Genomic DNA, 12,318 nt, shown 5'->3' on the forward strand with positions numbered 1-12,318 from the left:
GGGGTCCTGACGGAGCACGACGCCGGCCTCATCCTCGGCCTGACCGCCCGCGGGATCCCGGGCCGCCGTGTTCCCGCCACGGCGAAGCCCGGGACCACCGGGTTCAGCTGTAGCGGACCTTCCCGCGGCACTGCGGGACCCGCTCCGGCCGCACGCTTTCCAGCGTCGGCGTCACCGGGACGATCGTCCCGTCGCGGCGGAAGGTCAGCTTGTCGATCGTCGTTTCGCGGTGGGTGCCGTCGCCGCCCGGGATGCCGAAGCGGTGGTAGGCCAGGTACCAGTCGTCCGTGCCCGGGACCTGGAGCATCGAGCTGTGGCCGGTGCCGAGGATGCCCAGGTGGGCGTCCTTGCCCAGGATCAGCCCGTGGTCGGTGAACGGGCCGGTCGGCGACGGCGCCGTCGCGTAGCCGACGCGGTAGTCCTCGCTGCGGGTGTCGTCGATCGACCAGCTCAGGTAGTACGTCCCCTTCCGCTGCACCATGAACAGGCCCTCGCGGAAGCCGTCCAGCCCGGTCAGGCGGGTGATCTTCGCCGGGTCGAACGAGACCATGTCCTCGTTCAGCGGCACCACGTATGCGTTGCCGTTGCCCCAGTACAGGTACGGCTGCCCGCTCGCGTCGACGAACACCGCCGGGTCGATCGCCTGGCCGCCGTCGGGGTTCGTCGCGATCAGCGGCTTGCCGGAGTCGACGAACGGGCCGGTCGGCGAGTCGCTCACGGCCACGCCGATCTTGGCTTCGGCGCAGAAGTAGAAGTAGTACTTCCCGTTGCGCTGCGCGATCGTCGGCGCCCAGGCGTTCTTGTCGGCCCAGCTGACGTCCGGTCCGAGGTCGAGGACGACGCCTTGGTTCGTCCAGTCGACGAGGTTCTTCGACGACCACGCCGAGAACTTGGTCCCGCTCCAGCCGTCGAAGCCGTCCGTCGTCGGGTACAGGTAATACGTGTCCCCGAACGCGACGATGTTCGGGTCGGCGTGGTAGCCCGGCAGCACCGGGCTGCGCGTCTCGTGCGCCTCGACCGTCCACACGCGACGGTCACCGCCGGCGCCGGTCACCGTGAACTGCCGCGGCCGGCTCAGGTCCACCGTCCGGGCGTCCGGCTTGATCGTGGCCCCCGGCGCCAGCCCGAACCTCGGCGCCAGCCGGCGCAGGTCCGTTCCCGGCTGCACCGGCAGCACGACGGTCGACGCGCCGGAGTCGATGACGGCCGGCGTCTTCAGCGAAGACAGCTCGACCGACCGGATCGTCGTGCTGTTCGACGGCAGCGCCGCCACCTGAAGCCCCGTCAGGGCCCGGTTGTACAGCCGCACGTCCTTCATCTTGCCGCGGAAGTACTTGTCGCTCGCGTAGAGCGACCGGCCCAGGTAGTTCGCCGCCGTGACGCCGCCGCCGAGGTCCGACGGCTTGATCGTGGCGTTCGCGTTGCGTCCCACCTCGACGCCGTCGAGGTACAGCACCGCTACGCCGTCGCCGACGGTCAGCGTCAGGTTCTTCCAGACCCCGCGCGGCAGCCCGCCGCTCGAGGCCACCTGCTGCTCGGTCGTCCAGTTGCCGGTCGCGATCGCGCCGCGCAGGCCGCCGCTCGCGGTGCCGCCGGTGGTGAACAGGTAGCCGTCGCCGGCTCCGGACGGTGCGGTGTTGCCGAAGCCCCACAGGAAGTACGGCGTCTGCTGGGCCGGGTCGACCAGGACGTCGGCGGACACGGTGGCCGCCGCGGCGCCGGTCAGCAGGTTGTTCGGCAGCTGGACGTGTCCGTTCGCGCCGCCGAACGACAGCGAGCCGTCGGTCCACGACACGTCGCCGGCGAGGGCGCCGTCGTAGCCGTGGCCGGTGGTGTCGGTCGCGACCTGCCCCGACTTCGCGTCCAGCGGCCAGTGCGCGACCAAGCCGTTCGCGTCGGCGCGCACCGGCGCCGGGGGAGCGCTCAGCCGGGCCATCTCCGCCTGCGTGACCGGCAGGACGGTGCCGTGCCGCGGTGACGCCGGCAGGTGTGCGCCCGCCGACATCGTCCACCTGCCCGAGTTCAGGTCGGTGGACTCGAACGGGACGTAGCCGCGACCGCCGAACTCGTCGATGAACACGTACCACTTGTTTTCGGTGTTGGACTTGAACCCGGTCGGACCTTCGCCCGCTGACAGCCCCGGGCTGGTCGCCGTCGCCTTGCCGATGCAGTCGGCGACGAAGCCGTAGTGCGGGTCGAGCAGGTCGGCCGACTTCTCCTCGGTGATGAACTTGCTGCACGGCGTCGAGGACGTGTTGTTGCGTTCGTCCTTGGTGAACCGGTAGTAGGTGTCCTGGTCCTTGATGACCGTCGAGTCGATCACCGAATAGCCCGGGTCGTTCCACACCTGCGGCGCGCTGAAGGTGACGAAGTCGCGCGTGGTCGCGTACATCATCCGGTTGTAGCTGTCGCCGGCGTGGTTCGGGTCGTTCTCGGCGTAGAGCTTCGAGGCCCAGTACACGACGTACGTCCCGCGCTTCGCGTCCCAGGAGGCTTCCGGCGCCCACGTGTTGCCCGCGGTCGGCGGGGACACCTGGACACTGCGCTGACGCGACCAGTGCGCCAGGTCGGTGGACTCCCACACCATGATCGACCGGCTGCCGGAGCGCTGGGCGGCGTCCCAGCCGCGGCCGGCGTAGATCCGCAGGTCGGTGGCGAGCAGGTAGAACTTGTCGCCGTCGGGCGAGCGCAGGATGAACGGGTCGCGCACGCCCAGCTCGCCGAGGCTCGACTTGAGCACCGGACGCCCGTTGTTCAGCTCGGTCCAGTTCAGCGGGTCGTTGCCCTTGCTCAGCGCCGAGTAGATCTGCTCGCCGTCGGAGGTACCTTCGCCGGTGAAGTAGAAGAAGCTGTAGCCCGCCAACGGTTCCTGGTCCGGCTTCGGGACGACGGTCGCGGCGAACCGCCGCGTGGTGCTCTCGCGGCCGAGGCTGACCTTCGCGGTCAGGACGACCTTCGCGGGCTTGGTGCCGGTCGGCGGCCGGGTGACTTCGCCGGTCGGGGTGACGACGGCGGGAGCGGACGACGTCCAGGCGACGCTCGTGCCGCCCGCGCCGGCCGTCGGCAGCGTGAGGTTGCCGCGGACGTCGTCGATGCCGGGCACGGACAGGGCGCTCGCGGCCTCCCGCACGGACGGCGGGGGAGCGGCGCCGGCACCGGCGCTGCCCAGGGGGACGAGGGCGGCCACGACGGCCAGCACGACGCCGAAACGGCGCGGGGAGAACAACTTCATCGTTGTCGATCCTTCGGGGCGCGTCGGGGACGAAGATGATGTTAACGTTAACATCAGGCGGGGCACGCTGACTTTAAGTCCGCCGGGTCCGGTGGTCAAGAGCCGGCCGGACGGCGCGCCGGAGGAGGCCCGGCGCGCCGTCGCCCGCAGTCCGCTGATTTCGAGCGCCGCCTTGTCCAGCCCCGCCGGGGTGACGGTGCCGCTCGGCGCCGGGAACGACGGGCCGGCGTCGCGCGGCCAGTCGTGCTCGAAGGGGCGAAGGACGGCTATCTCGCGCTGGTGATGCGCCGGCGGACGAGTACTACCGGCTGCGCAAAGAGGTCTATGCCTGGGAAGCGCGCACCAGCCGCCCGGCGCCCGTCAACCGAGGCCGTCGAACGCCGGGGCGAGCCGTTCCAGCACCGTGACGTCGGCGGTGAAGTCGTCGGTCGTCGGGGGCATGAGCAGGACGTGGTCCGCGCCCGCGGCGAGGTGCTCGCGCACCTTGGCGGAGATGGCGTCCGGGCCGCCGTGGGCCACGACCGCGTCCGCGATCCCGGCCACGTCGTCCAGCGGGAAACCCAAGCGGCGCAAGGCGTTCGAGAACGTGGGGAGGTTCAGCGTGCCGGAGATCTTCTCGATCGCCGCCGCCTTCGCCCGGTCGGCGTCGGCGTCCGGGACCACGGCCAGGCCGACGACCAGCAGCTTGTCCGGGCCGAGCACCGACCGGGCTTCGGCGGTGAACGCCGGCGGCAGGTTGGCCGGCAGCGCGCCGTCCGCGATCTCGCCCGCGAGGGCGAGCATCTTCGGCCCGTTCGCGCCGAGGAGCCGCGGATACTTCGCTTCGGGCGCCGGCGGCCAGGTCTCCGAATCCATCCGCTCGACATAGTCGCGCAGGGTGGCCAGCGGGCTGCCGAAGTCCCGGCCGGTGCCCTCGGCCTGCTGCGGGTAACCGACGCCCACGCCGAGCACGAGCCGGTCCGGGTACGCGTCGGCCAAGAACGCCGCCCCGGCGTGCAAGGTCTGCGGCTCGCGGGCCCAGATGTTCGCGATGCCGGTGCCGACCGTCAGCCGTTCCGTCGCGGCGAGCAGCACCGCCAGTTGCACGAGCGCGTCCTTGCCGCCGACGACCTCGTTCGTCCACACGGTCCGGTACCCGGCGCGCTCCAGCCGTCGCACGGCCTCGCGCTGGCTCTCGGCCGGCGGCGTGCGGGTGAACGAAATCGGCAGGTAGACGCCGACGGGCCCCAAGATCGTCATGGAACTCCCTCTCAGACGGTGTGGTCCTTCCACCGTGGCTTCGCCGGACGCGCCGAGTCCAATGATCGTTTCGCGATGCGTGCCGCGATTCGTGCATCACCGCAGTTCACGAAGCTAGGCTGGCGGTATGGCCGACCTCGATTTGCGCTTGGTGCGCGGCTTCGCCGTCGTCGCGGAGCACCGGCACTTCGGCCGCGCCGCCGCCGAACTGCACCTCACGCAGTCATCACTGAGCCGGCAGATCGTGCGGCTCGAGCAGCAGGTGGGTGCCCGCCTGCTGGACCGGACCCCGCAGGGCACGCGGCTCACCGAGGCCGGCGAGGCGTTCCTCCCGCTCGCCGCGGAGCTGCTGCGCGCGGCAGGCCACGCGGTGGCCCACGCGCGGGCGGTCGCGCGGCCCAGCCGGATCACCGTCGGCTACACCGGGAACCTGATCGTCACGCCGGTGGTGCGCGAGCTGCGCCGCCGCCACCCCGACGCCGACGTGCGCACCCAGCACCTCGCCTGGGACGACGCCCGCGCGGCGCTGCTGGAGCACCGCGTCGACGTGGCGGTCGTCCGGCTGCCGCTGCGGGCGGCGCGGCTGCACGTAACGGTCCTCTACGACGAGCCCCGCGTGGTGTTGCTGCCGAGCGACCACCTGTTGGCGGGCAAGGAATCCGTGACGCTCGACGACATCGCCGACGAGCCGCTGCCGCGCGCGCTCGACCCGGAGTGGGACGCGTTCTGGCGCGTCGACCCGCGTCCGGACGGCCGTCCGGCGCCCGGTGGCCCGGTCATCGACGCGATCGAGGACAAGATCGAGCTCGTGGCGAGCGGGCAGGCGGTGGCGATCATCCCGGCGGCGCCGGGGAACGTCACCGGCCTGCGTCCGGATCTGACGATCGTGCCGCTGACGGGCGTCGAGCCGAGCCGGGTGGCGGTGGCGACGCGCGCGGGCGAGCGCAACCGGCTCGTGGCGGCGTTCCGCCAGGGCGCGGAAGCTTTGCTCGTCGCACCGGAATGACGAATGCCGCGGCGCCTCGGCCGGGCACCGCGGCATCCTTTGTGGACGGTTCGGTCAGCGGGGCGCGGCGGCTGTCCCGGCCGGCGTTCGCGAGGCCTGCTGCGCCCGCTTCCGCTCGATCGCTTCCTGTTCGCGCTGCAGTTTGGCGTGCCATGCTCCTGAGTCGTTGGTCATGGTGCTCTCCGGTGGACGAGAAATGTGCGTGGCGGTGCCGTGGCCGTACCCGGGCACGGACGGAGGGTGCGGCCCGGTGAGGGGGACCTGGAACCCGGGCACCGGTGCCGTGTTCCGGAAGTACCCACGCTTTCCGGCGGTCAATCACTTTTCTGTGGTCCGACCTGCGGATCTTCGGGCCGGGGAAGCGCGTTCACACGTTCGGAGCAAGCGAGGCCGTCGAGGAACACCCGCACCAGGCGCTCCGCCGGTTCCGCCGGTTCCCGCGGCGTCAGCCCCGACACGAGCGCCGCTTCGTGCATCTCGAAGAGCAGCGCCAGGTCCGCGGGCTCCAGGTCCGCGCGCACGCTGCCTTCCCGTTGTGCTTCCTCGAAAGCGGGGCGCAGCAAGGAAACCAGGGCGTGGGTGTACTGGCGTTGGCTGCGCTCCGGCAGTTCCCGGAACAGCCGGACGAGCGGGCGCCGCCGGGCCTGCATCGCCAGCACCGCCCGCAGCAGCTCGCGGAACGACTCGTAGCCGCGCACCTGGAGTTTGAACGCCGCCAGGTGGTGGGCCGCGACGGCGAGCGCGAGTGCCGTGCGGTCGGGGAAGTGCCGGTAGACCGTCGCCCGGCCGAGGCCCGCGCGGCGAGCCACCTCGTCCAGCGCCACGTCGGCGTCTTCGCTGAAGGCTTCGTCGGCCGCGCGCAGGATCGCCTCGCGGTTGCGGCGGGCGTCGACGCGCCGGGGCACGGCCACGGACGGTCGCACAGCGCGCATGGGCCGGAATGCTACTCGCGAGTAATGAGACCGGCAATCCGTTCCATCTCTCGGTTCGGGTTCCTACCTTTACCGACAGTCATCACCGTCGCCGAAGGAGCCGCCCATGCGCAGCCTGAACCGCCGAACCGTCCTGCGGGGCGCGGCCGCCGTCGCCGGCGTCACCGCGCTCGGCGCGGGCCGGGTGCCGGTCACCCGGGAGGAACACCGGGTCGTGGTCATCGGCTCCGGGTTCGGCGGCGGGGTCACGGCGTTGCGGCTCGCGCGGGCCGGGGTGCCGGTGCTGGTGCTCGAACGCGGCCGCCGCTGGCCGACCGGCCCGGACGCCGAGACGTTCCCGCACCCGACGTCGGCACCCGACAAGCGGATCTTCTGGCTCGGCTCCGCGCCGTCGCTGCCCGGCCTGCCGTCGCTGCCGCCGTTCGAGCGCTACACCGGGCTGCTCGAACAGGTCACCGGCCAGGGCATGAGCATGATGTGCGCGGCCGGCGTCGGCGGCGGATCGCTGGTTTACCAGGGCATGACGCTGCAGCCGACGGCCGAGCTGTTCCACGCGTGCTTCCCCGAGCAGCTCGACTACGCGCGGCTGGACGCCGAGTACTACCCGCGTGTCGCCCGGATGCTCGGCATCGCGACCGCGCCGGACGCTCTCGTCGAGAGCAAGCCGTACAAGGCCTCGCGAGTCTTCGCCCGCAACGCGCGCGAGGCGGGCTACGCCGTCGAAAAGATCCCGATGCCGATCGACTGGGACTACGCCCTGCGCGAGCTCGACGGCGAGATGAAACCGTCCTACACCAACGGCGACTGCGCGCTCGGGGTGAACAACGGCGGCAAGCACTCGGTCGACGTCACCTACCTCGCCGCCGCCGAGGCCACCGGCCGCTGCACCGTCGCGACCCTGCACCACGTCACCGACGTCGCGCTCGCGTCCGACGGCCGGTGGGAGATCCGCGTCGACCGCATCGACACGTCCGGGACCGTGCTGGAGAAGAAGGTCCTGACGGCGAAGGCGCTCGTCATGGCGGCCGGCACGGCGAACACGACCAAGCTGCTGATGCGCGCGGGCGCGAAGGGCGACATCCCCGACCTGCCCGACGCGCTCGGCGCCGGGTGGGGCACCAACGGCGACCGCATCTACACCTGGACGAACCTCGCCGACGACTTCGGTGCCCCGCAGGGCGGCCCGGTCGTCTACGGCAGCAAGGAGTGGGACGACCCCGCGACCGCCAACACCGTCATCCAGGCGTCCCTGCCGCCGCTGCCGGACCTGCGGACCACGATGCTCGTCGGGTACGGCATCAGCGCCGGCCGCGGCCGGTTCGTCTACGACGCCGCGAAGGACGACGCCGTCCTGCACTGGCCCTCGAACGCCGACGCGAAGCTGAGTACCCGCATCCACGAACGCATCGCCCGCATCGCCGGCCCGCTCGGCGTGCTGCTCGACACGACCGCCGTCGCGCCCAGCACCTGGCACCCGCTCGGCGGTGCCGCGATGGGGTCGGTCTGCGACCTCGAGGGCCGCGTGCTCGGCCACCGCGGCCTCTACGTGCTCGACGGCGCGCTGATGCCCGGGACGACCGCCGCCTGCAACCCGTCGATGACCATCGCCGCGGTCGCCGAACGGGCCTTGGACCACCTGATCGCCGAAGACGTCGGCTCTGTTTTCTAGATCCTTTTACGGACTCAACGAGGAGTTCTCATGCGTCGCTTGTGGACGGTCCTGCTGGCCGTGCTCCTGGTGTTCACCACGGCAAGCCCGGCGGACGCCGCGGAGCCACCGCGCGGCCCGGACGGCGACGCCTTCTACACGCCGCCGAGCCCGCTGCCGGACGGCGCCGACGGCGACGTCGTCTGGTGGCGGCCGCTGCCGGACTCGTCCGGCACCAAGGGCTATCTGGTGCTGTACCGGTCGCGGTCCGCGACGGACACGCCGATCGCGGTGTCGGGCCGCGTCCTGGTGCCGGCGACGCCGTGGACCGGCGCCGGCCCGCGCCCGATCGTGTCGGTGGCCAGCGGCACCCGCGGCATCGGCGACCGCTGCGCGCCGTCGAAGTTCCAGCCGGACTACGAAAAGCCGCTGTTCGTCGACGCGATGCTGAACCGCGGCTGGGCCGTCGCGATCACCGACTACGAGGGCCTCGGTACCCCGGGCCTGCACACCTACATCGTCGGCCGGTCCGAAGGCCACACGGTGATCGACGCGGCCCGCGCGGCCACCCGGCTGCCGGCCGCGGGCCTGGCCGCTGGCGGCTCGGTCGCGTTCTCGGGTTACTCGCAGGGCGGCGGGGGAGCGGCGTGGGCGGGTGAGCTGGCGCCGTCGTACTCGCCGGAGCTGCACGTCGCCGGCATCACGGCCGGCGGGACGCCCGCGGACCTGAACGTCGTGGCTCGGGGCCTCGAGGGCAGTGTCGGGTTCGGGTTCCTGCTGCTCTCGGCACTGGGCTTGGACGCGGCGTACCCGGAGCTGGACCTGCCCGCCTACCTCAACGAGCGTGGCCGCACGTTGTACGAGACGCAGCAGGACGCGTGCGTCGACGCCGTGTTCGGCTACGCCTTCGGCCACATCGCCGACTACACGACGTCGAACCCGCTGACGACCCCGAAGTGGCAGGCCCGGCTGGCCGAGAACGAGCTGGGCGCCCGCCCGCCGGAGGCGCCGATCTTCCTGTTCCACGGCAGCGTCGACGAGATCATCCCGCTGTCGCAGGCGCAGACGCTGCGGCGCGAGTACTGCGCGGCCGGGGTGGACGTCACGTGGGGCACCTACCTCGGCGAACACGTGACGACGCTGGCGTTCTCCGCCGGTGACGTCGTGAACTACCTGGGCGACCGGTTCGCGGGCAAGCCGGCGCGCTCCAGCTGCTGAGCGATCTCGTCTTTCGGATACGGCGTCCTCCGGTCTTCGGTGTGCAGCGCGAAGTAGAAGTCGTTGACGACCTTGGCCAGTGGGGCGTAGCGGCCGAGGTCGTCCGCGTCCTCGATGTGGTGCCGGACGGCCCAGTTCGCCAAGCGGGTCAGCACGTAGGCCCGGTCGTGCGTGGAGTGCTCGGCGAGGAACTCCGCTTCGGCCGCCGAAAGCGCGAAGTCCGGCATCGCCGCGAGCCCGAAGTCGGTGAGGTACAGCCGTTCCCCGTCGGTGAGGATGTTCGCGAAGTGCGCGTCGAAGTGCTGAACACCCTTCCCGGCCAGGAACTCGGTGATGCCGCGCAGGTCACGGTGGGCCAGTGCCCAGCCGCCGGGGTTGCCGTCGAGCCAGTGCGCGAGATCCCGCGGCAGGCACTCGAGGAACAGCACCAGGTCGGTGGTGGCCCCGGCGAGCGCCTCGAGCCGGCGCCGGACGCCCGGGTCGCCGTGCCAGAACGCGACGTCCCGCTCGATGTCGGCGTGGGGGCGTGGCAGCCCCTCGAGGATCCGCCAGTGGTGCAGGAGCGGGAAGTTCTCGCACTCGCCGGTGCGGACCCATTCGGTCGCCCTCAGGTGTGCTTCCAGCTCGCGCCAGGCCCCGCCGCCCGCCGAGCCGACCCCGTAGTGCGACCACGGCGGCAGCCCGTAGAGGTCGGCCGTCGAGCCTTCGTGCCGCCGCTCGACGTCGGTGAGCGCGACCCGCTTGACGAAGACGGGCTCGCCCGCCACCCGCAGCAGCCAGGTCGACCCGCCGATCCCGGTGCCGAGCGGGCGCGCGTCGGCGAGGATGTCGCCGGGTGCGTCTTCGAGGGCGGCGGCGATCTTGTCATGGCGGGCGAGTCGGGTCATCCTTCGAAGCTACTCACGGACGGACGACCGTGAGAGCGAACCGCGTCCGGCCGCTCGCCGCGTGGTCGAGGGCGCCGGCGATGTCGTCGAGGCCGAATTCGGTCACCGCGAACTGGCCGAGGTCGAGCAATCCGGATCGGGCCAGGGCGATCATGCTCGCGTTCGCCGTCCGCGGCTGCATCCACCGGCCGCGCACCGTGATGCCGTTGCGCATGAGCCAGGGGTAGGGCAGGGCGAGGTCGTCGCCGCCGAGCATGCCGACCCCGCCCATCAGCACGACCCGGCCGTACTCGCGGACCGCCATCGCCGCGGCGCGCACGGGCGCGGTGCTCGCCGAGGGCGGCAGCAGATCGAGGACGACGTCGATCGGGCCCGGCGCCGCGGCACGCAGGCGGGCCGTGTCGTCGTCGCCGGTGAGCCGGACGGTCCGGACGCGGGTGCCGAACCGCCGTTCGAGGTCGTCGAGGGCGGCTTCGTTGCGCCCCGGTGCCACCACGCACGCCGCGCCCATGGCGAGCGCGACGGCGACCCCCGCGCTCCCGAAGTTCCCGGTGGCGCCGCTGACCAGCACGGTCTCGCCGGGGCGCAGGCCGGCCGCGAGAAAGCCGCCGTAGGGCACGAGACACAGCGTGAGCGCGGTCCACCGGCCGGCTTCCGCCGGGTCGATCGGCCCGAGGGGGATCGCGTTTTCGGTCGGGAGGAGGAGTTGCTCGGCGTAGGCGCCGTGGCCGAAGTGGCGCTGCAGGAACAGGCCGCCCTCGCCCCGTGCGCTCAGGCCCTGCAGCGTGATGTCCGGGGTGAGCGCGTCGTCGCGGGAGCGGATGACCGGATCGCACAGCACCCAGTCACCGGGGGCCAGGCGGGTCGAGTCCGGGCCGGTCGCGTGCACCCGGCCGATCGCGCCGGCGCCGGGCACGACCGGCAGGGTGAGCTGGTAGTTCCGCTCGCCGCGGAACACCTCTGCCGCGTAGGGCAGCACGGCCGCGGCGACGACGTCGACCAGGACTTCTCCGGTGCCGAGCGTCGGTGCGGGGACTTCGCGCACCGACAGCGGCTTGCCGAATTCTTCGAGGACTGCGGCTTTCATGTCCCCATCGTCGGGAAGAGCGAGAAGGGTATCCAGGCCTGGTATCATCCTGGGACTGTCGAGTGCCAGGCGGAGGTCGTCATGCCGGACGCGGCCCGCGCCGGGCTGGGGGAGTTCCTGCGGTCCCGGCGCGAACGGCTGAGCCCGGCGGCGCTCGGATTGCCGGACCGGCGCCGCCGCCGGACGCCGGGGCTGCGTCGCGAAGAGGTCGCCGAGCTGGCCGGCATCGGGGTCGACTGGTACATCCGGCTCGAACAGGGCCGCACGGTCAGTCCGTCGTCCGCGACGGTCGAGGCCCTCGCGAGCGCCCTGCGGCTGGACGACGCCGAGCGCGCCCACCTGCGTGCCCTGGCCCGGAACCCGGCCCGGACCCCGTTCCGTCGCGAGCGGGTGCCGGAAGCCACCCGGCGGCTCGTCGAGGGCCTGAGCGAGCCCGCTTACGTGACCGGCGGCCGCTGGGACGTGCTGGCCTGGAACCCCGCGGCGGCCGAGCTGTTCACGGACTTCGGCGCGGTGCCGGAGGCGGACCGCAACGTCCTGGTCTTCCTGCTGCTCGGCGAGCGCGGGCGGCGGCTGTTCGGACCGGGCTGGGCCGCGCAGGCCGAGCACACGGTGGCGCAGTTCCGCGCCGCGCACGACCTGTGGGCCGGCGACCCGGCGTTCACCGGGCTCGCGGCCGGGCTGCGGGCCGGCTGTCCGGAGTTCCCCGGGTGGTGGGACCGCCACGAGGTCGGCCGGAGCGGACCCGGGCGGAAGACGCTGTACCGGCCCGAGCCGGCGGTGTTCGACTACGCGACGTTCCAGGCGGCCGAGGACCCGGCGCTGCGCTTGACGATCTACGCGCCTGCCAGTGGCAGGTAGGTGTGGCCGAGCAGGACGAGACCGTCGTCGGCGAGACCGCGGCCGGTCCGGGCCGGCCCCGGCCGGTGCCGGTGAAGCCGTGGAACAGCACCAGCGACCAGTCCTCCGATGAATCGTCGACCAAGTGCGCGGACGTCTTGCCAACGAGCACCGGAAAGCGCTAACTTCGTGGCGCTAGACATCGGATGTCCAGCCCGGTTTGCCGGGT

At 72.3% G+C, this 12,318-nt stretch carries 10 protein-coding genes; 5 read left to right on the forward strand and 5 right to left on the reverse strand.

The annotated features are described in order from the left end of the window. Positions 1-103: 103 nt before the first annotated feature. Positions 104-3,232, reverse strand: a complete 3,129-nt coding sequence (locus AB0N03_RS15840; protein ID WP_364371245.1) for a family 43 glycosylhydrolase — start codon at positions 3,230-3,232, stop codon at positions 104-106. 360 nt (positions 3,233-3,592) lie between these two features. After that, on the reverse strand, positions 3,593-4,471 hold the full coding sequence (locus AB0N03_RS15845) for a TIGR03620 family F420-dependent LLM class oxidoreductase (RefSeq protein WP_364371248.1): 879 nt from the start codon (positions 4,469-4,471) through the stop codon (positions 3,593-3,595). Positions 4,472-4,598: 127 nt separating this feature from the next. Here AB0N03_RS15845 and AB0N03_RS15850 point away from each other — a divergent pair, with 127 nt between their 5' ends. Continuing rightward, positions 4,599-5,477: a LysR family transcriptional regulator gene (locus tag AB0N03_RS15850; RefSeq protein WP_364371250.1), complete on the forward strand. Its 879-nt coding sequence runs from the start codon at positions 4,599-4,601 to the stop codon at positions 5,475-5,477. Between the two features lie 314 nt (positions 5,478-5,791). On the opposite strand, the gene AB0N03_RS15855 is transcribed toward AB0N03_RS15850, so the two are convergent. Continuing rightward, entirely contained in the window at positions 5,792-6,409 is a 618-nt protein-coding gene (locus AB0N03_RS15855; protein WP_364371253.1) for a TetR family transcriptional regulator, read from the reverse strand. 106 nt (positions 6,410-6,515) lie between these two features. Between AB0N03_RS15855 and AB0N03_RS15860 the strand changes: the two genes are divergently transcribed. Together AB0N03_RS15860 and AB0N03_RS15865 are read left to right on the forward strand one after the other, a co-directional pair. After that, positions 6,516-8,078 carry a GMC oxidoreductase gene (locus AB0N03_RS15860; RefSeq protein WP_364371256.1) on the forward strand — a complete coding sequence of 521 codons (1,563 nt, stop codon included), beginning with the start codon at positions 6,516-6,518 and terminating at the stop codon, positions 8,076-8,078. Between the two features lie 30 nt (positions 8,079-8,108). Further along, positions 8,109-9,275: a lipase family protein gene (locus tag AB0N03_RS15865; RefSeq protein ID WP_364371259.1), complete on the forward strand. Its 1,167-nt coding sequence runs from the start codon at positions 8,109-8,111 to the stop codon at positions 9,273-9,275. Here the strand turns inward: AB0N03_RS15865 and AB0N03_RS15870 are convergent. After that, positions 9,227-10,162 carry a hypothetical protein gene (locus tag AB0N03_RS15870; RefSeq protein WP_364371262.1) on the reverse strand — a complete coding sequence of 312 codons (936 nt, stop codon included), beginning with the start codon at positions 10,160-10,162 and terminating at the stop codon, positions 9,227-9,229. The genes AB0N03_RS15865 and AB0N03_RS15870 overlap by 49 nt on opposite strands. Before the next feature lie 13 nt (positions 10,163-10,175). Then, positions 10,176-11,249 carry a zinc-binding alcohol dehydrogenase family protein gene (locus AB0N03_RS15875; protein ID WP_364371265.1) on the reverse strand — a complete coding sequence of 358 codons (1,074 nt, stop codon included), beginning with the start codon at positions 11,247-11,249 and terminating at the stop codon, positions 10,176-10,178. Between the two features lie 81 nt (positions 11,250-11,330). On the opposite strand from AB0N03_RS15875, the gene AB0N03_RS15880 reads away from it, so the two are divergent. Together AB0N03_RS15880 and AB0N03_RS15885 are read left to right on the forward strand one after the other, a co-directional pair. Then, a complete protein-coding gene (locus AB0N03_RS15880) occupies positions 11,331-12,110 on the forward strand; it encodes a helix-turn-helix transcriptional regulator (RefSeq protein WP_364371268.1) in 780 nt (259 codons plus the stop codon). 2 nt (positions 12,111-12,112) lie between these two features. Next, entirely contained in the window at positions 12,113-12,274 is a 162-nt protein-coding gene (locus AB0N03_RS15885; protein WP_364371270.1) for a hypothetical protein, read from the forward strand. Positions 12,275-12,318: the final 44 nt, after the last annotated feature.

Origin of the sequence: Amycolatopsis sp. NPDC051061 (assembly GCF_040682935.1) — a bacterium.
Taxonomy (GTDB): domain Bacteria; phylum Actinomycetota; class Actinomycetes; order Mycobacteriales; family Pseudonocardiaceae; genus Amycolatopsis.